The following is a 21850-nucleotide window of genomic DNA, read 5'->3' on the forward strand; positions in this document are numbered from 1 at the left end:
CTTATGCCGTTAATATAGATATTTCTATAAAGAAAGGATGAAGGTAGTTGTATATATTTGAAAGGGAATTTTATTATGCAGTTACTCTAAAGGATTTGTAACACTTCCACTAACTTATTAAACAAATTTCATACTAAGTAGTAGGAGGAAAAATAATGCAAGTTACAACTAAAACGAATGAACTAAATGGATTTGAGCGAATAGCTAAGATTTTAGAAGAAGTTGAGATATCTGATACTCATCCGTGGATGATAGAAGTTCTTGTAGGAGGTAAAACGTATCAGTCTGCCTTTTGCTTTGCACATGTTGTTGCTGAAATAGGTCAGCGTGTTCCCTTACTACTTTGCACAATAATTGGGGGCATTGATAGTACAGTACAAAGTATAAAAGCGGCAATTGATAATGGAATTTCTGATTTGAAGTTCGGTACAGGAGAAAAAAGCTCAATAAGTTATCAATTTGAATCACAGTTTCAGTTTTATGCTGAAAAGGGAAAATATACAACATTTCCAATTACAATTAATGGCCGTAAAGCAATCATTATGGTACATGATTTAGTAAGAAAGGGATCGTATACCTTTTCATTTGAAGAGTCATCAGCTGTTGCAATTCGTAACGTTATAGGTGGGGAAAAGTATGGAATTGGTACTTTAAAGGAAGGAGAAGAATCTATTTATCAAGGATTATTAGATAAATAGGGGATTGAGACTTTGAGTCTATACCTTGTTACTATACAAGAAGTTATTTAAATATTTCCAGGTGTTAAAGTTCCATTTCAATGAATATGAAATGGTAAAAGAGAAGAAAAACCTTGTTTCAGAAGGCTGGTTGTGGAACCGCGTTAGAAGAGGTCAATAGTTTAACTGATTACATGCTTAAATATGCAGAAATTATATTAGAGAAGGTGTCACATGTGGTGAGGCCATTCTATATCCCTCTAATAAATTTGCCTTTAGAACATTTTCTTTCATAAAGGGAGGAAATTATAATGATAGGTGAAACTTTTAAAAATTTGTTAATAAGTCCGGCTGGTTTAATAGTGGGGTTAAGTGCTATATATTTAATAATTAAATATAGTTTCAAATTAACAGTAGAAAAAGCTATACCTAATTTAATAGCCTATGCTAGCTTATATTTACCGGGAGTTATAACATTTGGTTTAGTTGGATACTTTTCTAATTCATGGATTTTTGGAATTGTAATGGGTTTTATAGTTGAAGCAATTCGTTTCTATGGGTTAGGAAGAATACTAAATCAAATATCCTCTTCTTTAAGAGCGATGAAGGTGAAAATTGCTATAGCAAAAGCAAATAAAATAACAAATGCTAAAAACAACCCTTTAGAGGTAATTGAAGCTGCTGAAGTTAATATTGAAAAAGAGAAGATAGTGCAAGAGCAACCAGTAATTGAATTGAAAAAGGAACAGAAGGAACTTATAAAAACAGAAGAGTCAGAAATAATTGACCATGCAGATGATGTAGAAGATTTAGATGAAATGGAAGGATTAGAGCGTGTAGCGGTACTTGAGCACCTGGAAATGGTCGCAGAAACTAAAGAAAAATTACTGGTTAAAAATGGTTCTACAGTTAAGCGTGAACGTAAACAAGCAAAAACTACACCGGATACACAGGAAATTTATAAACAACTACAACTGGCTTTAGTTGGTGGGGATTCAGAAAAAAATAATGAAGAAATTAGTTTGGATTAATATAAAAGCTATCATCATGTTTAATGATGATAGCTTTTTGCATCTAGAAGTAAAAAGCTTTTTTTAATGAGCTAACTGTGGATTTAAAATAAAGTCGTACCGTTTGTAAAAATGAGTTTTTTTCATATTACACATTTGCATAACTTGTACCGCTGTAATATTACAAGCTTTCCACAAACGGTATGCTTCATAAAATTCTTCTGAAATCTCCTTTGGTTTTCTCCCTAACGGTCTGCCTTCTTTTTTTGCCAGTTCAATTCCTTGCCTTTGGCGTACTTTGTTTTTCGTTCGCTCTTCTTCTGCAAGCCAGGACAATATTTGTAGTACTAAATCAGTAATTAAATTACCGAGACTATCTTTATATTTCGTTGTATCTAGCAATGGCATATCCAATACGATAATATGTGCCTTAATATCTTGTGTGATTGCTTTCCATTCTTTTAAAATTGCTTCTTTATTTCTTCCAAACCTATCTAATGAGTGAATATATAAAATATCTCCTTCTCTCAACATCCTTTTTACTAATTGATACTAATCTCTGTTATAATCTTTGCCACTTTTTTTATCTATAAAAATATCACGTTCACTTTCAACATGTTTTTTAATATCTTCAATTTGTCTTCCCTCATTTTGGTCTTTGGTACTTACACGAACATAACCAAATTTCTTAATACTCATTATATTCTTGCTCCTATTACTCTCTTTTTCATTAATTATATCATTTTGCGTTCGTTAATTCCTGTTCGGAAAAAGGACGTTCGTTATTATAGGTTTAAGGCTTTTGTGAACGTTGTTTTTGTATGTATTAATACTGTACTTTAAAGTGTACCTTTTAGGATACATTATATTTGGTATTTCTTGTATTTTAGAAAATTAAATGTTTTAGTAGTTGAATTTGTATTTTTTTATATTTATAGCAATTATTAAATGATAATTGGAATAGAAAGAAAAGTTGGGTGAAATTGATTATACATAGTGAACGAGTGAATCTCGTTACTTTAATATATAGGGAGTTTTTATAATGAACAAAAAAATTAAGAAGAAAAGTAAACAGAAAATTAATAAGCAAGGACGAAAAAAAGAAGATGGGAAGAAAGGGAGTGTGCAGAAATTAGATATCGTTTCGAAGATTACGCTAGTAGTTCAGGTAATGACACTAATTAAAACGTTAATAGAATTTGCAAATTTGTTTTTATGGGGCACGGCAACGATTCTTTCTTTTTGGGGCCACTTATAAAAAACACATTAAATTTCAAATGCTATTTTTATCTCCAGAAGATACCTCCTTTTTCGGTTTTAAAAGAAAATAGGCTAAATTACTTAGGTTTTGAATTCATGCATCTTTTGATAAGGATAGGAAGAAAAACTCAAAATCATTCTAATTTTTGCATTCATCTACTTGAAAGATGAATGCTTTTTTTCGTACATAATAAAAAAATAAACATTTTTGTCACAAAACTCGTCTTTCTGGGTTCTTTATAATACAGGCATCAAATGAGAGTGAGGTTTTAACTGACATGTTAAAGATAAAAAAGGAAGAAAGGCCTGTCTCAGATGTAAAATTTGAAGACTTATTTAAACAATACTACGTTTACGTTGTGAAACAAATTCTATGGATTGTTAAAAATCAGCCTATTGCTGAAGAATTAGCACAAGAAGTATTTTTACAGCTATATAGAAATGATTGGAAAACAATTGAAAATGTACCTGGTTGGCTCATAAAATCTTCTACTTATGTTGCATATAAATATCTACGATCTGAAAAAAGACATCAGGCGAGAATAGATAAAACGATACAATATCATGAGGTTCAACCTATCCCATCATTAGATGATGATTGGATTAGAAAAGAAGAGATTACAAAAGTACAAAACGTACTTAGTAATATGAATGAACGAGATCGAACCATATTGTTAATGAAATTTTCTGGTTTTCAATATAAAGAAATCGCAGACGTACTTCATATCGACATATCTTCTATTGGAACACTATTGGTCCGAGCCAAACAGAAGTTTCGTAAGATGTATAAACAAGTAGAGGGGGCATAAAAAATGAATTGTTATGATAAAGGGTTTGTTCAAGCATTTATAGATGGGGAGCTTCCTCATCATACAAGAAAAAAATTCACAAAACATCTAGATACATGTGAAGTATGCCAAGATACATTACTTGAAATTAGTAAATTAAATCAATGGGAACATGTCATGTTAGAGGAAGAAACTATACACTCATCACAAGACATCAACATTGATATTGATCAAGCATGGAAAACATTTGAAAGTCGCACAAAGCTAGAAAATGTTTCTTATATAAATGAAAATACTGAACAGAAGAAGGGATTGTTTACGAATATGAATAAAAAATCAAAACGTATTATGTATGCGGCAGTAGCTGCAGCAGGAATTTTCACAACAGCTATGATTCCACAGGTACAAGTGGCAGCTACAAATGTTGCTTCGTATTTTTCGAATGAAGTTTCAAATGATAAGGTTGTAAACGAAGGTATGAAAGATGAAAATGGTGTCACACAAGATATGATGAAAAATGGCCAGTACATTCCGATTGATGAAAAAATTACAGACCAAGGTGTGACGGTACATTTCAAGGAATTATATATTGCAAATTCACGTATATCTGTTCATTATAGAATTGAAAAAGTGGATGGAAGTTTAGTACCATTTGAATTTGATACAAATGGATTAAATTTAAAAAATGAAGGCAAGAAAAATGGACAACAAGAAGAGAATCCAGAGTATCATGGGAAAGATGGAACCTTTTCACAATTATCATTTGTTCAAGGAGAAAATGGATTACCATTCAAGCTAAAAGCAGCTGGGCAAGAATTAGAACATGTAGGTATTCGTGATAAAGATCGACCAGAAAGTGTCCTTACATTTGTGGAAGGTCCTGAGGGGAAAGATTCCTTCAAGCAGCCACTTACATTAGATGTAAATATAAATAAAATTGGAAAGGTAGCTGGATCTTGGAAGGGACAAATTCAAATTGATCCTTCCAAATTGAAAAAGTAAGACAAATTGAAATGAGAAAAAGAATAGAACGATATGTATCTCATACGAAGCTTATATTCTTTCTGGTTATACTTACATGTATTTCGTACATGATTTTCACTCTATCTCTTTTCATTAAATAATCACAAATCCGTACCTTATTTTTATTGAAATATTTATCGGACGAGGAATTAAGAAGCACAATTCAAGCGGCTACAAATAAAAGCGAATCTTTTAATGGGTTTACAAAATGATGATTCTTCGGAGGGGATGGAATTATTGCAGAAAATCATCGAGAAAGACAACGGAAAATTATAAAATACAATCATTTAATTGCAACTTGTGTCTTTTTTTATAACGTCTTTCAACTTACTCATATCTTGCATGAATACATCCAAGAAGGAAATGAATTAGACGAAGAAGTACTATCTGATTTGAGTCCATACCTTACCTTTCATATAAATCGATTCGGGAAATATGGATTGGATGATGATCGTCAACCACCCGATATCCAATTTGATATGGACATTTCGCCTAATGGATTACAAACTGCAAATTAAACAAAAATAGCCACAATCTATTTATACATAGATTATGGCTATTTTATTAAGTGGCCCCCAAAAGAAGGAATCGTTGCCGTGCCCCTTTATGAGAAAAGTGAAAGAGTCCTAATTTAATAGGACTCTTTTTTCTTGTTATGGAAATGTTAGTTAAGCCAACCAGTTGTATATTCAGGATCAGCTTTTAAATTTAATACATGCGTGAATGACCAGAACCCTAAAGAACCAGTGGCTGCAATTTTAAATTTACCAGTTGCAAAAGCCCATCCAGCAGATGCCCAATGGTTTGCTCCTTGGTCGGTTACAATAATTGATGGATTAATATTAGTGTGTCCATTATCAGCACTTAATGTTTTCGTTACATCTCTTGAGCCTAATGGATGCTGGAATCTAACTTTCACCCAATAGATACTAGCGAAAATTCCATATACAACTACTTTGTGTGTTACATTTCTTTCTTTAACTGCATAACTTGCAAGAGTGTTTAATGGTGCCTCATTTTGAGGTTTAACTTCTTCGACAACGCTTGCTATGATAGAACCATTACTGAAAGATCTTGATTCACCTGGATTTAAAGTTGTAGTGGCTTGAAGTGCTTTTACAAATTCTTCACTATTAAGCGCTTTCACAAAGTTTTCCTTATCTTTATCACTTAATTGAACATACTGTTCATATGATTTTTTTGCTTCTGGATCAGTTGTAGCTAAATGCTTGATGTGGTTTTCCAATTCGATTTGTTGTTGTTCGATGGTGTTAGTTGTTGTTTCTATTGCGGCGAAAGACTGATTCACAAAAAGACCTGTGAACGTTAGTATGAAGGCTAAAAGATAGACGAATGGTTTTACTAGTTTTTTCAACATAATTCCCCCTATGCTTTGTTAATTTACGTAAATGCTCCCCTCAAATAAAGTAGTTTTAATTGTTATTAATCCTAAGAAAATTAATAGAACAAAAACTATAAAAATGATAATTATTACTTTTTGTTTCCTTGTAAATCGTTTCAAATTCTACACCTCTTTTCTTGTTCTCTATTAATAAATTATCATTCATTTCAGGGAAGTTAGCAAATTCGTAAATTTATACATATATTATACTTAATTGGTAAATATTTCAATATTTTACATGTAATTGAAATATTATGGTCAATTGGTTTATTTTGTAATTTATAATCTCGAATTCTTGTTCATTACTAATAAATGAAAGTTAGATTAATGGTTAAAAGTAGCAAGCAAAAATAAAAAGAACCTCTATTGGGTTCTTTTTATTTTGTTAATAAATATTTATGTTACGCATTGTAATGGGGTAATGACATAACTTTTTAGTATTTTATTGTGTTAAATAGTTTCACCATGTGCATATTGAACAAAATCTACCTTTTCTTTTGATACAGATTGTAAGTTTGTAGTGTTACTGAAGCTAAAAGATAAAAAACCTGTGACAATAGCAAAAATTAATAGAGATTTTTTCATTATTTTAAAGCTCCTTTCTCTGAAGCCTTTTCATCAGCTTCATTTGTCATGTGTAGATATTTGCTCGCTTTTTCATACGATTTTAACTCGTAAAACTTATTACCTAGAACAGCTGAATAATCTTTTACGTATTTCCATAACTCTTCTTTCTTAAAATAAGAAATCCCTGCCAAAATGATGTCTTCTAATTCATCTGTACTTATATTGTCATTTAATCCTTTTAGAATATTGAAATGATGATTGTACTCTTCATTTGAAATTTTTAATCCGTTTTCAATATTCAACCTAACAGCGTTTTTATCATTTAATTTGAAATACTCCTGTGCTAATAAGAATAATGTTTTTTGGTTATTTAAAAGTGATCCATTTAGGTATTTAATTGCTAGTTCGGAAAGATTTTGATCTGCATACAATAATCCTAAATTATGTTTCACTTTTGCTGATAGTTTATCCTCGTCGTGTTTGTTGAAAGTATTTAAAGCCGCAAGGAAGTGTTCTTCCGCACTTTCATACTGACCGAGGGAAGTACAAGCAAGACCTAGTGTGTTATTACAAGCAGCAACTTTGATTTCATACCCTGTATGCTTTGAAAATAATTCCTTTGCCTTGGTAGTATATTTGATTGCTGGTAGTGGCTGATAAATATGATAGTGGAAAGAACCAAACATATAATTAAATTCAGCTATTTCAATTTCATCTGGAATGTCTTTTAATAATGATTCAGCTTTTTCGTATTGTTCTTTAGCGGAAGTGTAATCTCCCATGTTAATTGAATAAATTGCTTTAAAAAAATTATGATAGTATTTTAGGAAGACATCTGCTTGATCAGGCATACGATTTATCTTTTCTAAACTATCTTTATAGTTATTAACGTCATGGGTAAGTAACTTATATCTAAAATCTAGTAATGAATAATAGATAAGTATATTTTGATCTTCTTCGATTTGATGGATCTTACTATCAATTTCTTTCTTGTAATTTGTAGATTTTAGTACATGTTGTGAAATGATGGATTGATACCAATTGTTTAGTAGATTTGTTATTTCTCCTTTGGAGACAGTTTGCACATTCATATTTAATCCCCTCATTCTATTAGTATATATTTCCATAATCTTACCATGTTAACGAAATTTCAAGCTGGTGTTGTTATTGAAAAATAAAAAACTGATTATTCAGTTTTTTAAAAAATGACAGGAAGAAATTTCTTTTTTGTTTATTAGATTTTTATATATAGGATGCGAGAGATTTCTAGAGATAATAATTTAGAGGGATTACAAGAGGCAAATCTAAATCATATACGCGAATTAAACAATTATTGGACAAACAGGTTAAGAGATAAGTTGGTTAAATATACTTATTTTGAATTAGCAAAGTAGGTTTTAGTTTGATAATAATGTGATTAAGAAATAGACGAATAATAAAGATTTTGGCACAAAACGAAGTTATTTGCAATCGCTTTTTATTGGAATCACAAGTTTTTATAAGTTTAGACACCCTGATAACATAAGAGCCTGTTTGCATGTGCTACCTTTTTTTATGTACAATAGTAATAAGATATGATATAGACAGGGAGAGGAAATCCATGTCCACTAAATTAGTGAATTTACGCATTGATTTTGCTTTTAAACAGTTATTTGGAACAAAAGGAAATGAGGAAATTTTAACTGGTTTCCTAAATGCAATTTTAGAGGAATCTTTAGATGCACCTATTACTTCGCTACAATTAGATGATCCACATCTCCATAAATCTTATGAAGATGATAAGTTATCGATTTTAGACCTATTAGCAACGCTAGATAATGGAACGCAAGTAAATATTGAAATTCAGCTTCGAAATACACATGATATGGTAAAACGATCTTTATATTACTGGAGTAAACTTTATACATCCCAAATGCAAGAAGGAATGCCATATCGTTCACTTCGGAAAACTATTACCATTAACTTACTAGATTTTATTTTATTTTCTCAGGATGATGCATTTCATACCATCGGACAATTATGGAATACTAAAATGCAGCAACTCTTAAGTGACGACATTGAAATCCATTTTGTAGAGATACCGAAATTGGTAAAACAATGGCGTGAAGAAAAAGTCAACCCGTGGGAAAATACATTTGTTCGTTGGATGTTATTATTACCAGCACATGAAGATGAACATTTAACTCAAACATTGGAGGAGATTGCGATGAATCAAGATCCAATTTTACAAAAGGCAATAAATAAATGGGAAAATATGAGCCATGATTCCTCTTTCCGAACAGCGTATGAAGCTCGAGAGAAATTGCTTTTAGATGAACAAGCCAAGCTAGCACATGCAGAACAAGAGGGCATGGAAAAAGGGATTGAGCAAGGTAAGATGCAGATGATCCGAGGAATGCATGAAATTGGTGTACCACTTGAAACTATTGCAAAAGCAAGTAAGCTGAGTGTGAAGGAAATAGAACGTATCTTAAATCTAAAATAAATATATGTGAGTATACAGAACTCATGAGTAGAAAAATTAGACGTTCATTATCATATAAGGTTAATGGGAAAGCATTGCTGAAGATTTCAGCAGTGCTTTTTCTATATCAAAAAGGAAATTGATCTTTTGTTAAAAAAATCAATTTCCTTTTTGCGATTTAAAAATATTTTAAATTTGTAATAAAGGAACCTAAATCATAACCTGTTTTTATTATAGCTATAGCTGAAATTACAGTTAATGGATATTTAATATATGGATTGTTGAGGCGTTCCATTATGTTTTTCATGTTGTAAACCTCCATGGCATTATTTATATCTTTGTATTTATTATACTTAATATAAGGATTAATAGTAAGTTCAATGTAAAGAAAAACACTTAATTGAAGGAGAACTAAACAAAATAATGGATAACAAAACCTTCATTTTTATCATTCCTTCTATAAGTAATTAGAAGTCAGTATAGGATATAGAAACAGTTCTTAGGAAGAAACTATTAGGCAATTGAAATAAGCCTCTACTTTCACCATATTTAGTTTAAGGATTAGATTGTCCGATTCTTTTGAAACATAATTATAATAATTCAATTTTAATATCATAAGCAACCCAATTATTATATAGAAATACAAATTCAATGACTTGAATTCAATGTTTTGTTACGCTATAAATAGCTTGATTTGTTTTTAACTTAAACATATTAAGAGTACTTAATAATTTTTAGGAGGCTTTTTTGAATGAAGTTATGTAAGGCAAAAACCTGGTTACCATTATCTGCTGCAATGATTACAGTAGTATCAAATCCAGTAGGGACTGCGGCTTCAACGGTTTATACGGTTCAAAAGAATGATACCCTAGAAGCAATAAGTAAACAATATGAGGTGTCCATACAATCACTTAAACAAGCAAATAATAAAGCAAATGATCAAATTAATATTGGAGAACGTTTAACAATTCCGGTAGCGTCAACTGCAAACGAATATGTTCAAAAAAATAATTCAACAGTTTCAACTAATACATATCAAGCAATTTACCAAGTGAAAAGTGGGGATACATTAAGTTCTATATCACAACAATATAAAGTTTCAATACAGTCTATAAAACAAAACAATAACGTAGATGGAGACCATATTTTTGTCGGTCAGCACTTAAAGATTGATACTGGTATTTCATTACAAGAAGTGGACTTAATGGCTCGATTAGTAAATGCAGAAGCAGGAGGAGAACCGCATGCAGGAAAGGTTGCGGTTGCAAAGGTAGTATTAAATCGTGCTAACGCAAATGGTTTTCCAAATACAATTACAGACGTAATTTATGAACCGATTAAAAATGGTTATGCATTTACTCCTGTTACAGACGGTAGAATTAATCAGCCTGCTACACAGGAAGCAAGAATGGCAGTAGAAGAGGCTCTCACTTCAAAAGGAACAAATTCTGATTGGCTTTATTTCTATAATCCCAAAACCTCGACTGATAAATGGATTACAACACGTCAAACCGTTGCCGAAATTGGAAACCATCTGTTTGCTAAATAAACTAACAGTATATTAATATGTTTCCAATAAGATAAGGAGAGGTTATTTTTGCGTGTAGTTCATTCACTATTAGCAATATTAGCAGTTATATTTTTAATTTGTGGTGTAATTATTCACGAGTATGTATTGGTGTTTTTGGTAGGGATTTGTTACATGGTGATAGTAAGTTTTATAATTTCCAGTATACGTAATTGGAAAGAAAATAGAAAGCGTATTTCTATCGTGTATTTTACTTGTGTATTAATATTATTGCTATTAACAATATATCTTTTGTTTGTCACCTTTTATACACGTTCTTTTGAATTTTAGTACTATTATATAAGCTAAAGCGGCTCAAAAATCAAAAAAATGATGAATTCCTCAAAAAATAACCAGCTCGATTTATTGAGCTGGTTATTACATCCAGAAATCCTCAAAGTCTACGCTGTAACCTTTTCTTTTTAAGGCCCTAATTAGTTTTTGGCCATTTCCTAATGAAGGCTTAAATGTATTTGAACGAGAAATACGACTAATTGTATTTTGATTTACTCCACTCCATTCCTTTAATTCGGTTTGAGTAATATTATTTCTCCTTAAAAACTTACCAAACTTTGATAATGGTTTCCCCAAGCCAAACATTGTGAACACTCCTATTCTTAAATCCTCTATTAATCACATCTTTACCAAAGCCTGATTTTTTTAAACAAAAGTGTTAATAATGTACAAGCCCTATGTAATATGATGTATCAAGGTAGCCACTATGGTATATAGCAAACTTATTACCAGAAGTAGATACCAAATCAACTAGCCTTTGTACTAGCAAAGTATCTACCAAGTTAACAATCAAGATAATGCTATCAAGGTAATAGGCGTATAATCCCTATATTTTATCTAGTTTGTTCATTTTGTTTATAGAAGGGGGCATTTAAATGCTTGGTAGGAAGGAAACAATTTCTTTTCGTGAATGTATGAAGAGACCCTACGAAGAGAAAGAAAAGAAAATACGTAAATACAATTCATTTAGTCCTTTTGCATTCCTTCATATGTCGGATCAGGTACTACATACTTACATTGCATTAGGAGTAATGGGAACGGTTTTAATAGGGGCAGTCATGTTAGAAAAATATTTGGTGCGACATGACTATATATCGGCAGCTAAATTTATAAGTGAGGGTATTTATTACGGCATGAGAATAGGTGGAGTTTGTTTGATTGGATATGTATTTATTCGTATCCTAATTATGTTTTAGGTGGAAGCATATGAGAATGATAAAGAATTGGCTTCATACAAAAAGGTTAAGGAATCAACTTATAGAGGTATTTGGAAAAGCAGGTCTATATACGGAACATCAAACACGCGGAGGGAAAGTACCTACTTATCCAAAGGTACATACTGTTTCTGTCTCAGCAGAAAGTGTGAGATATGTGTTTACCATACCAAACGGTTTAGATCCACAGAAGATTGAAAAGAAGTGGTTTTGTTTCCAGCAAATATTAGGGCGGAATATTACGATTGAAGGGGACGTGAAAAAGTTTGTCCTACATGTATTTCGTTCAAATGCTGGACTAAAATCGTACAATTATTGTTATAGAGAATGGCAGCCGCTATTAAAAGGTTACCGTTTACCTGTTGTGGTCGGCAAGGACCAATTCGGAAAAATGATTGCGTACGACATGATTGGTTCCAATTCACCGCACTTATTAATCGCAGGAGAAACGGGAAGTGGGAAAAGTAGTATGGTACGTGTTGTGCTATCCACACTCATTCAATATATGTCTCCTAAAAAGTTGCATTTGTATCTTGGTGATTTAAAAAACTCTGAATTTCATTTTTTACGTAGAGTGAAGCATGTAAAAGAAGTTTGTATGGAAGAGATCGAAATGAAAATAATGCTTCAAAAGTTATGGAAGGAAATCAGGGAACGAAGAAAACTTATGGAAGAATATGAAGTTGATCATATTGATGCGTATAACAAATTAAATCCACCTCATCAAAAGCCATATATTTTGCTTGCTATTGATGAAGTAGCTATGCTTAAAGATGAAAAAGAGTGTATGGCTACAATTGAAAAGATTTCAGCAGTCGGAAGATCACTTGGGGTTTTTCTTTTGCTTAGTATGCAGAGGCCGGATGCCAAGGTGCTAGATGGTAAGTTAAAACTTAATATGACTGTAAGGCTGGGCTTTAAATGTGATAGTTTGATTAATAGTAATATTATGGGTACTCCTGGTTCAGAGCATTTAAAGCAATCTGGACAAATGATTTTTAAACGCAAGGGATTAAAGAAAGTTCAAGCTCCTTATTTGGAATTAAGTAAGGCGAAACAAATTGTTGAACCATATCGCATGTCTAAAGAGGAGAAGATACTCAAGTATTCATCGCAAGTAGAAATTCCGTTATTTGGGGTGTTAGATGATGAAGAATAGAGATAAAGGAATTCTGAATGATTTAAAGCGATTTAGATGTATGTCCCGAGACGATATTATTGACTTGCATTTTCAAGGCTTAAAGAATGCGATAACCTGCTGTAATACGGTTATGAAACGATTAAGAAGAGACGGTCGTGTTGATGCTAACGTATTGCAACATCCATACATTTATTTTCCGCAACCCAGTCCTATCAGAAAAACAAGTCAAAAAATTCCTCATTTCCTTGGTATTGTGGATGCATATAAACAACTCGTTCATTATGAACTTCCTGAACTATTCGAAGTTGAACCAAAGTATGGGAAAGAATTCATGGAACCCGATGCATTTACTATATGGCGTAGGTCGCCATTCTTTATTGAAATTCAAAAGTCAGTGTATAGTAAAAAGATAATGCAAGATAAGATAAATAGATATGAGTTATACTTCCATAGCCAAGAATGGCATAATGAATCTTGGCAACCGAAAATTTCTAAATTCTTTCCTTCAATTCTTATCATTACCGACAAATATTACGACGTTCAATCTCCTTATTGCCGTATATTCCAGGCAAATTCTATAGAGAGTTTTATGAATAATTTAGCGGTAAAACCATAAAATAAGCTACTTTTGTTCTGAATTCACATGATTATCAAAATCAAAATCTATGGATGTTAATATTTGTTATATAATATACTTGTCAAAGCATTACCCCTGTAGTATCTATGATGAATTTGCAAGATAGTTTTTTTATCCCGCATATTCACCTTAAACTGAAAAGAACTTGTAGAGATTCCTACAAGTTCTTTTTGTTGCTCTTATAAACACGAAAGTCTCCTTTTTTACTCCAGTAATTTCACTTAATAAAGATTATCCCTTTATTGAACTACTCCCACTATTACTTCGTATAGAAGAGGGGAATTAATAAGTAAGGGGCTCTATCGAATTCCAACTTATTAGTAGGCTTTCACTATAGTCCTTGTGGTTAGAAGCTTTATCGCTTCATTCTTCCAATTGATACTTGCGGAAATCTCTCGATTATGGTGTGTACAACAAGAAGAGTAATCCCATTTTCGTAGGTTTAGATTAGTAACGTCTTGGTTTTGATATCCATAACAAGTACATAATTGATTTGAAGCAAATGTTTCCGATACGATAATGGTTTGTTTGCTATACCATTACGCTATCAAGCTAACAAGGAAATTTAAAATATTAATGAGGATTTTTTTAAAAATGGAGACGCTTTATCAGTAAGAGAAATATGTAATTATACATATCCCTTTTTTATAATGTTTTTATATGCAAAATCCTTTACGTATGCATTATCGATTATATTCAAAATGTCACAGGCCTTGATATGTCTGTAAAAACGTATCAAAATTTTACTTTAAGACACACGGTATATAAATTTTTGATTGGGCAAATTCCTCTTTTTTAGGAAGAGGATAAACACCTACTATAAAAATTTTCACAACAGAGCCAGATAACGTGATAAAGTATGTATTGCTGTGCATGTAAATATAAAAAAAAGCCTTACAAAATGATGTTTGTAATGGTTTAGCTTATACAATTTTAGGAAATTAATAGCATTTTATGACGTTATTATTAACCTAGTTTCCAAGAAATAGAGGTGAATGTAGGATGACTAAACCTTTTAAAAAAAATAGTCGTTATATGGTTGGGTTGGACAGTCTAAGGGGGCTAGCTATACTAGGTGTTATTTTGTATCATATTAATTTTAATTGGATGCCTGGAGGGTTTTTAGGAGTTACAGTATTTTTTGTACTTTCAGGTTATTTAATTACAGATATTCTAGCCATGGAGTGGAAGAGAAATAAGAGAATTGATTTGAAAAAGTTCTGGCTTAGTAGGGCAAGAAGATTGCTTCCAGGAATGCTTGTCATGCTCGTTATAACATTGGCATGGATTACGATTTTTCATAGTTCTTTACTTGGAAAAATGCGTGGAGATTCATTAGCGGCATTATTTTATGTTAGTAACTGGTGGTATATTTATCATAACTTATCGTACTTTGATAATTTTAACCAGCTTTCTCCATTAAATCATTTTTGGTCGTTAGCAGTCGAGGAACAATTCTATGTTGTCTGGCCGTTTATTATTAGTTTAGGACTTTACTACATAAAAAAACAATCCCGTATGATTTTATTGATTTGTCTAGGAGCGTTTGCTTCAGCTTTAGCAATGGCAAATTTGTATGAACCTGGAGTTGATCCGAGCAGAATATATTATGGTACAGATACGAGGGCCTTTTCCTTACTTATCGGAGCGGTACTTGCCTTAGTTTGGCCAAGCAATAGGCTTGCTAATAAAATTATCCCAAAGGCGCGTTTCATTCTTGATGTAGTGGGGGGCATTGCTCTTATTATTATTTTGGTTATGTTTTGGAAGACCAATCAATATGATCCATTTCTATACAAGGGAGGAATGGTTCTCTTATCAATTGCAACAGCGTTGTTAGTGGCAAATCTAGCTCATCCAGCTAGTCGCATTGCTCAATTTTTACGATTTAGACCTTTACGTTGGGTAGGGGTAAGATCGTATGGCATATACCTCTGGCATTATCCAATTCTCACATTAACGACTCCAAAAGTAAATGCGGGGGATTTTTCAATAATAAGAGCAATCCTTCAATTTCTTCTAATAATATTGATTGCGCAAATTTCATGGAAGTTTATCGAAAAACCAATCCGACAAGGTGCGCTCCGGAACATTCAGTTTAAGAACTTAAGACTTCAAAATGTCACTTTAGGTGTTAAGTTAGCTTTAGTTTGTTCATTATTCTTTTCGTCAATAGCAGTTTTAGGGTTATCGAATGCTAGTAAGGCTAAGGAGAATTCTAAACAAGATAAGGTGGAAGCAGTACAAACACAACCGGTGCCACATCCAGTTGCAGTTTGGGAAAATCCAAATCAAGAGACGCCTCTAAATCAAGGGGAATCAAAAGAAGTAAATTCTGCACACCCTAAAAATCCACTCACAGTTACTGCGATAGGCGATTCCGTTATGATTGATATTACTCCATATTTAAAAAATACTTTTCCTGATATTAGGATTGATGCGCAGATTGGCCGTCAGCTGTCAAAAGCGATTCCAGTAGTTGAACAGTTAAAAAATGAAGGGAATTTAGGAAACTATGTCATTATCGGATTAGGTACAAATGGAGCCTTTACTACTGAGCAACTTGTTTCATTAATAAAATTAATTGGAAACGAACGTAAAATAATATTTATTAATACGAGAGTGTCACGTCCGTGGGAATCAATTGTGAACGAGAGACTGAAAGTAACAGTAACTAAATATCCTAATGTAACTCTAGTTGATTGGTATGCAGCAAGTGCTGGAAAGAAAGACTACTTTGCACCTGATGGTGTGCATTTAACCAATGTAGGTGCAGAAGCATACGCAGTCCTTGTGGCTAAAGCGGTTAATCAATAATTAATTATATTTGATCAAATTCTTTTGCAAAATTAGCTGAAATAAAAAAGATCTATGTTTGGAGAAATAAATTTTTGGCATTTAGCAATAATTTCTGTAATCCATAATACATTGAAAAGCGAAGTTTAGTTGAAGACTTCGCTTTTTTGTACGGGATATGAATGGTGTCGATGCCTTTTACTATACATACGGCATAACAAAAATGTTGAATTTCTGTGGTTTTAACAAAATGGTTGTCACTTTATATGTTAATAATCCTGTTCTGTAGGGTTCTTTAACGGGCTACTTATATTTTTCCTACAAGATAATGTATTAGTTCAGTTAGTAATCTTTTAAATGAATTTCTATGATTAAGTGAATATTTCATTTGTTAATATTGATGTATGTAATTTTATTATCTTTCGAAAATGTAATGTTGAAGTCATATTTTTGAATTTTTCTTCAAACGAAAACAGATTAGGATTACAGTATTATAAAAAATCAATGAGGTGAACAATATGAAAAAATATATGTCACTTTTTAGTCTTTTAATTGTATGTGATATTAATCATATCGTTAAAGATGAATATTGAGTTTAAATTACGATAGATTGAAAAGAGGGAGTTTCAAAATCTATGAATGGTAAAGTGATGGGAAAGGAGTATGAATATGCATTATCGGGTTTTGATAAGGAAGGCAAGGAAAATGAGTTAGAATTTATTGTACAAAAGAATCTTCGTAAAGAAGCATTCCTACGTGTATATCATTCAGAGAAAAAAGGTGTAACAGCTCGGAAGGAAGTGCAGGAAGACGAGCTTCCTAAGAAAGCAAAAGAAAAACTAGGTGTGAAATAATCAGTTATTTGTGATGGTGGATTCTCCTACGTGGGGGGGGCGCCGTTTTTTATTATATGTTATGTTGTAGTTTTTTATATAAAGCATATTGAAAAGTGAGCGCTGCTTTCTGATAAGTTTTGGGAGTAATTTACTAAGGACTATGAAAAATTTAAGAACAAGAAGAAAAGCATTTGATGCTAGAATTCTGGAAGCGTTAGGATAGAAATTAAATGTTTTTATAAAAAAAGAATTGACTTCTATATTAGTTGTAACTAGAATGGTTACATAAAGGTGTAATCAAATAAGTTACAGCGAGTGTCTGTTTTTTGAAAAAAATGTGCACAGTTATCTTTTGTTAAAAATCATAGTTAATCTTTTTTGAAAGGGTTAGTTTTGAAAAGTATATTAAGGTAACTCAAAAAAGAACAAGATATAAAAAGATGTACTTATATAAACCAGAAAGTTAGCTGAGCTGGATAATAAAAATAAAGGTAGGAGATTTAAATGGAGACGAAACAAGATAACCTTATTTATGTATGGGACGCTTATTGTGGATGGTGCTATGGCTTTTCAGAAAGTATTAAAGGGTTTTACAAAAACCATACTGAAATGCCGTTAACAGTTTTATGTGGAGGTTTATTTTTAGATAATTTACCAATGAAAAATTTCTCATATATAGAAGAGGGAAATAAAAGAATTAATCAACTTACAGGTGCAGAATTTGGTCCTTCATATCAAAAATTGGTGGAAGAAGGGACTTTTAAAATGAATTCGAAAGATGCTGCAATTGGTTTTTCGGCATTACGCTCATTAGCTCCAGACCGTTTGTTAGAATTCACTTCGGCTATGCAAAAAGCGTTTTACTATGAGGGACAAAGTCTAAGTGATCCTGAAACATATCGTAAGATTGCGATCGAGCATGGTTTGGACCCTGAAAAAGTACTAGAACGCTTAAACGCTCAAGAAACAGTAATAGATGTCCAAAATGATTTCAATAAAGTTCGACAACTTGGTGTTAATAGTTATCCTTCATTACTTTTACAAAAGGATAATCAAATTATTCCTATTGGTGGCGGGGTAATGACGCCAGATAAAATCGAAGCACGTTTTAAAAGTTTATATTAAAAAATCTTAAGCTACAGTATATTGCATGTAACGTTTTAAGAAAAACTATAAGTAAATGGGATAAACCTTTTTATAATAGTTGGTTTCAATTTGTATTTAAAGAGTCCAATTTTATTATAGGCCATAGTAGTAAACATGTTATCTTACGCCAACTGACATTCATCTCCCGAATACTTGTTGGTGCTGTCACACTTTCAGGTGAATTGAAGAGCGAGTTTCTATTTGAACAAGAAAAAATGTGTGATCTATTTAATAACTTTAACAAAAGGAGAGAAACATTCTATGTTTAAAACAATCGATACAAATCAAAAAGATGTAAAATTGACGGTGTTTAGTTCAGACGAAAAAAGTTTCATGGTCACTGCAACCTTAGTTGAGAAAGCAGGACATGCATTTTTAATAAACTCAAAATTTACTCAGTCTGATTCGAAAGAAATAATTGATTATCTGAAAAAAAATAACTTATCTCTAGATAAAATCTTTATTATTCATGGGGATCCAGACTACTACTTTGGATTAGAGGGCATTAAAGCTGCTTACCCAGAAGCTATAGCGTATGCTACAGAGTCTACTGTTGAACATATTGTTCATTCTGTCTTAGGAAAATTAAAAGTTTGGAAAGATGCACTTGGAGAAAATGCACCAAGTAATGTGGTATTACCTCAAGTGTTTAAGGAAAAATCTATTGATTTTCAGGGGTTAACATTTGAACTAGTAGGCTTAGATAATTACAGAACTAGCGTATTTAATAGAGAATTGAAATTATTGATTGGAGGCATTGATGTATTTAACGAAATCCATGTGTTCTTAGCAGATACTAGCTCAAAAGCAGCAATGGAGGCATGGATTGAGAATTTGAAAGTATTACAAGCATTAAATGCTGACATAATTGTACCTAGCCATGGATCAATTGAAAAATCTTTAAATAATCAGGCACTTACTGCAACTATGGATTACCTAAGAACTGCGGTTCAAGCTTCTGAGGAAAGTAAAACTTCAAAAGATTTTGTAGCGAAACTTGATGCAGCATATCCAGGCTATGCAAATAAAGGTGTATTAGAATTAAGTGCAAAAGTTGTAACAAACGAAATGCCTTGGGGTTAATGATATGAATAAATATCATTAACTATTACACCCCTTCTCGAACGAGAAAGCCCATCGCCTTTAGGCATGGGATGAAAGTGAGGTTAGATACGAAGTGCTACTAAATAACCGCAAGGTTTTTGGCACTTTAGGTATCCAAAGTGTGGGTATCCTTTATGTTGTAGTTTCACAATCAAACCGATACATTGTAAGCATGATAAATGATTATAGAAAAACCAAAATTACCGTTTCATTAATTAACTACCATTTTGTGTTTTGTCCACGATACCGAAGAAAGATTTTTCTTAACGCAAAAGTAGAAGAACGTTTCAATGCGTTGGTTCAAGAGCTATGTAACGAACTAGATATTGTTATTATTGCAATGCAATTTGACAAAGCCCATGTTCACTTGTTCTTAAATACACTACCAACACTTAGCCCTGCTGATATTATGGCGAAAATTAAAGGAGTGACGTCGAAGCGTTTAAGAGAAGAATTTTCTCATCCCGCGCATTTTCCAAGTCTGTGGACACGTTCCTATTTTATTTCTACTGCTGGGAATGTATCAAGTGAAACAATACAACATTATGTTGAAAGTCAAAAAACGAGGGGATGGAACTTGTGACACAAACCATCACGGTTAAAGTTAAATTGCTTCCGACAAAAGAACAAAATAGGCTATTGGAACAAAGTAGTTCTGATTATATTAAACTCATTAATACACTGGTATCTGAAATGGTTGAAGCGAAGAAAAGCATGAAGAAAAGCACAAAGGATATTGAAGCCAACCTTCCAAGTGCGGTTAAAAATCAAGCGATTAAAGATGCGAAAAGTGTATTTTCTACAAAAGTGAAAAAGAGTAAATACAGAATTGTTCCGATTCTAAAAAGACCTGTTTGCGTGTGGAATAACCAAAACTATTCATTTGACTTCACGCACATTTCAATGCCCTTTATGGTAAATGGAAGGTCAACTCGGTTAAAGATTCGTGCTTTATTAACCGACAAATACAATCACAATTTTGAATTGTTGAAACACACGTTAGGCACTCTTCGTATCACAAAGAAATCTACTAAATGGATCGCTCAAATATCTGTCACAATCCCTACAAACGAAAAAATGGGAACAAAGATTTTAGGAGTGGACTTAGGTGTCAAAGTTCCTGCGGTGGCCATCACAGACGATGATAAGGTTCGTTTCTTCGGAAACGGTAGACAAAACAAATATATGAAACGTAAGTTTCGTAGCATTCGTAAGAAGTTAGGAGAAGCTAAGAAATTGAATGCCCTTCGGCAACTTGATGATAAAGAACAAAGATGGATGCAAGATCAAGACCACAAAGTGAGTCGTGAAATCGTTGATTTCGCAACGAATAATAATATCTCTGTCATTCGATTAGAGCAACTAACGAACATTAGACAGACGGCACGAACAAGCCGTAAAAACGAAAAAAATCTACACACTTGGTCATTCTTTCGTCAAGCGCAATTCATAGAGTACAAAGCGAAATTAGTTGGCATAAAGGTTGAATATGTGAATCCTTCTTATACAAGTCAAACATGTCCCAAGTGTTCTGAAAAGAACAAAGCACAAGATAGAAAATATAAGTGCCCATGCGGATTTGAGAAGCATCGTGATATCGTTGGGGCGATGAACATTCGCTACGCAACTGTGGTTGATGGTAATAGTCAATCAGCCTAAGAACCTATATGGTCTGTCTTAGGAGGGGTGATGGCACACCCTCATCTTGAAGGCTGTTCAAAACAGAAATGAACTGCGAACGGTTAGTCATTCAAGAATCCCATCCGTTACACCGTAAGGTGTAGGACTTGCGGCTTTAGCCGTGGGAGTGTCAAATGAAACGTATGTGTTAACTGGCGAAGGAAATTAGATGTTTTCAAAACATATTTAAGTGAAAATGTATCTTGGACAGAAGCTGCTGGATTTCCATATGCGGGGACTTATATAGGTTCAGATGAAGTGGTGAAAAATGTACATGTACGTCTTGGCACGGAATGGGATAACTATAGCGCTAAAGATGAAATTTATGCATTTAATAACAATACTGTTATCGTGTATGGAAAATATAGTGGAACATATAAAACTACAGGGAAGTCATTTGTAGCAGATTTTTGTCACCTTTATGAGTTTGATGAGAACGATAAGGTTAAGAAGTTTATTCAAATTGTGGACAGTGCAACTGTTAATGAGGTATTAAGTTAGAGTTAATCGCTTCTTGCATACC

At 32.6% G+C, this 21850-nt stretch carries 19 protein-coding genes and 5 pseudogenes; 18 read left to right on the forward strand and 6 right to left on the reverse strand.

Annotated elements, in window-relative coordinates; genetic code table 11:
• Positions 1-155: 155 nt before the first annotated feature.
• Together V7S50_RS27195 and V7S50_RS27200 are read left to right on the forward strand one after the other, a co-directional pair.
• Positions 156-698: a hypothetical protein gene (locus V7S50_RS27195; protein WP_336376651.1), complete on the forward strand. Its 543-nt coding sequence runs from the start codon at positions 156-158 to the stop codon at positions 696-698.
• Positions 699-988: 290 nt separating this feature from the next.
• Entirely contained in the window at positions 989-1708 is a 720-nt protein-coding gene (locus V7S50_RS27200; protein WP_336376650.1) for a hypothetical protein, read from the forward strand.
• A gap of 63 nt (positions 1709-1771) precedes the next feature.
• Here V7S50_RS27200 and V7S50_RS27205 read toward each other — a convergent pair.
• Positions 1772-2386, reverse strand: a pseudogene (locus V7S50_RS27205) (recombinase family protein).
• A gap of 343 nt (positions 2387-2729) precedes the next feature.
• Here V7S50_RS27205 and V7S50_RS27210 point away from each other — a divergent pair.
• From V7S50_RS27210 to V7S50_RS27225, 4 genes and pseudogenes are all read left to right on the forward strand, one after another.
• Complete coding sequence (locus tag V7S50_RS27210; protein WP_336376649.1) at positions 2730-2945, forward strand: hypothetical protein; 216 nt, start codon at positions 2730-2732, stop codon at positions 2943-2945.
• A gap of 280 nt (positions 2946-3225) precedes the next feature.
• Complete coding sequence (locus tag V7S50_RS27215) at positions 3226-3756, forward strand: RNA polymerase sigma factor SigX (RefSeq protein ID WP_242253743.1); 531 nt, start codon at positions 3226-3228, stop codon at positions 3754-3756.
• Positions 3757-3759: 3 nt separating this feature from the next.
• Complete coding sequence (locus tag V7S50_RS27220; protein ID WP_336376648.1) at positions 3760-4737, forward strand: DUF4179 domain-containing protein; 978 nt, start codon at positions 3760-3762, stop codon at positions 4735-4737.
• 128 nt (positions 4738-4865) lie between these two features.
• A pseudogene (locus V7S50_RS27225) lies at positions 4866-5276 on the forward strand (Tn3 family transposase); the annotation flags it as partial.
• A gap of 146 nt (positions 5277-5422) precedes the next feature.
• Here V7S50_RS27225 and V7S50_RS27230 read toward each other — a convergent pair.
• Both V7S50_RS27230 and V7S50_RS27235 read right to left on the reverse strand, forming a co-directional pair.
• On the reverse strand, positions 5423-6136 hold the full coding sequence (locus V7S50_RS27230) for a hypothetical protein (protein ID WP_336376647.1): 714 nt from the start codon (positions 6134-6136) through the stop codon (positions 5423-5425).
• A gap of 608 nt (positions 6137-6744) precedes the next feature.
• Positions 6745-7818, reverse strand: coding sequence for a Rap family tetratricopeptide repeat protein (locus tag V7S50_RS27235; protein WP_309260391.1), 1074 nt, complete (start codon positions 7816-7818; stop codon positions 6745-6747).
• A gap of 509 nt (positions 7819-8327) precedes the next feature.
• On the opposite strand from V7S50_RS27235, the gene V7S50_RS27240 reads away from it, so the two are divergent.
• Positions 8328-9212 (forward strand): Rpn family recombination-promoting nuclease/putative transposase, encoded by an 885-nt coding sequence (locus tag V7S50_RS27240; protein WP_000104999.1) that lies wholly within the window; start codon positions 8328-8330, stop codon positions 9210-9212.
• Between the two features lie 157 nt (positions 9213-9369).
• Here V7S50_RS27240 and V7S50_RS27245 read toward each other — a convergent pair whose 3' ends face one another.
• Positions 9370-9498: a hypothetical protein gene (locus tag V7S50_RS27245; protein ID WP_255448914.1), complete on the reverse strand. Its 129-nt coding sequence runs from the start codon at positions 9496-9498 to the stop codon at positions 9370-9372.
• A gap of 444 nt (positions 9499-9942) precedes the next feature.
• Here V7S50_RS27245 and V7S50_RS27250 point away from each other — a divergent pair, with 444 nt between their 5' ends.
• Complete coding sequence (locus V7S50_RS27250) at positions 9943-10740, forward strand: LysM peptidoglycan-binding domain-containing protein (RefSeq protein WP_336376646.1); 798 nt, start codon at positions 9943-9945, stop codon at positions 10738-10740.
• A gap of 396 nt (positions 10741-11136) precedes the next feature.
• Here the strand turns inward: V7S50_RS27250 and V7S50_RS27255 are convergent, their stop codons facing one another.
• The gene (locus tag V7S50_RS27255; protein ID WP_075312952.1) at positions 11137-11358 is read right to left on the reverse strand and encodes a helix-turn-helix domain-containing protein; all 222 of its coding nucleotides are present in this window, start codon (positions 11356-11358) and stop codon (positions 11137-11139) included.
• Between the two features lie 290 nt (positions 11359-11648).
• Between V7S50_RS27255 and V7S50_RS27260 the strand changes: the two genes are divergently transcribed.
• Genes V7S50_RS27260 through V7S50_RS27270 form a run of 3 tightly spaced genes read left to right on the forward strand, consistent with a single transcriptional unit; the run spans position 11649 to position 13744 of the window.
• Positions 11649-11969, forward strand: a complete 321-nt coding sequence (locus V7S50_RS27260) for a hypothetical protein (protein WP_242253734.1) — start codon at positions 11649-11651, stop codon at positions 11967-11969.
• A 10-nt stretch (positions 11970-11979) separates the two neighbouring features.
• Positions 11980-13146: an FtsK/SpoIIIE domain-containing protein gene (locus V7S50_RS27265; protein ID WP_336376645.1), complete on the forward strand. Its 1167-nt coding sequence runs from the start codon at positions 11980-11982 to the stop codon at positions 13144-13146.
• A complete protein-coding gene (locus V7S50_RS27270) occupies positions 13133-13744 on the forward strand; it encodes a replication-relaxation family protein (RefSeq protein WP_336376644.1) in 612 nt (203 codons plus the stop codon). Before V7S50_RS27265 ends, V7S50_RS27270 begins: the two co-directional genes overlap by 14 nt.
• Positions 13745-14082: 338 nt before the next feature.
• Here the strand turns inward: V7S50_RS27270 and V7S50_RS27275 are convergent.
• Positions 14083-14304: pseudogene (locus tag V7S50_RS27275) on the reverse strand (zinc ribbon domain-containing protein); the annotation flags it as partial.
• Positions 14305-14767: 463 nt separating this feature from the next.
• Between V7S50_RS27275 and V7S50_RS27280 the strand changes: the two are divergent.
• The 7 genes and pseudogenes from V7S50_RS27280 (at position 14768) to V7S50_RS27310 (ending at position 21828) form a co-directional block, all read left to right on the forward strand.
• On the forward strand, positions 14768-16582 hold the full coding sequence (locus V7S50_RS27280; protein ID WP_242253731.1) for an acyltransferase family protein: 1815 nt from the start codon (positions 14768-14770) through the stop codon (positions 16580-16582).
• Between the two features lie 497 nt (positions 16583-17079).
• A pseudogene (locus V7S50_RS27285) lies at positions 17080-17415 on the forward strand (YxeA family protein).
• 486 nt (positions 17416-17901) lie between these two features.
• A complete protein-coding gene (locus V7S50_RS27290; RefSeq protein ID WP_242253729.1) occupies positions 17902-18522 on the forward strand; it encodes a DsbA family protein in 621 nt (206 codons plus the stop codon).
• 282 nt (positions 18523-18804) lie between these two features.
• Positions 18805-19626: an MBL fold metallo-hydrolase gene (locus V7S50_RS27295; RefSeq protein ID WP_242253727.1), complete on the forward strand. Its 822-nt coding sequence runs from the start codon at positions 18805-18807 to the stop codon at positions 19624-19626.
• A 193-nt stretch (positions 19627-19819) separates the two neighbouring features.
• Entirely contained in the window at positions 19820-20230 is a 411-nt protein-coding gene (gene tnpA / locus V7S50_RS27300) for an IS200/IS605 family transposase (RefSeq protein ID WP_242254019.1), read from the forward strand.
• Complete coding sequence (locus tag V7S50_RS27305; protein WP_242253725.1) at positions 20227-21306, forward strand: RNA-guided endonuclease InsQ/TnpB family protein; 1080 nt, start codon at positions 20227-20229, stop codon at positions 21304-21306. Before tnpA ends, V7S50_RS27305 begins: the two co-directional genes overlap by 4 nt.
• 142 nt (positions 21307-21448) lie before the next feature.
• A pseudogene (locus tag V7S50_RS27310) lies at positions 21449-21828 on the forward strand (nuclear transport factor 2 family protein).
• The last annotated feature ends 22 nt before the right edge of the window (positions 21829-21850 follow it).

Source organism: Bacillus sp. CCNWLW194 (assembly GCF_037120585.1).
Lineage (GTDB): Bacteria > Bacillota > Bacilli > Bacillales > Bacillaceae_G > Bacillus_A > Bacillus_A basilensis.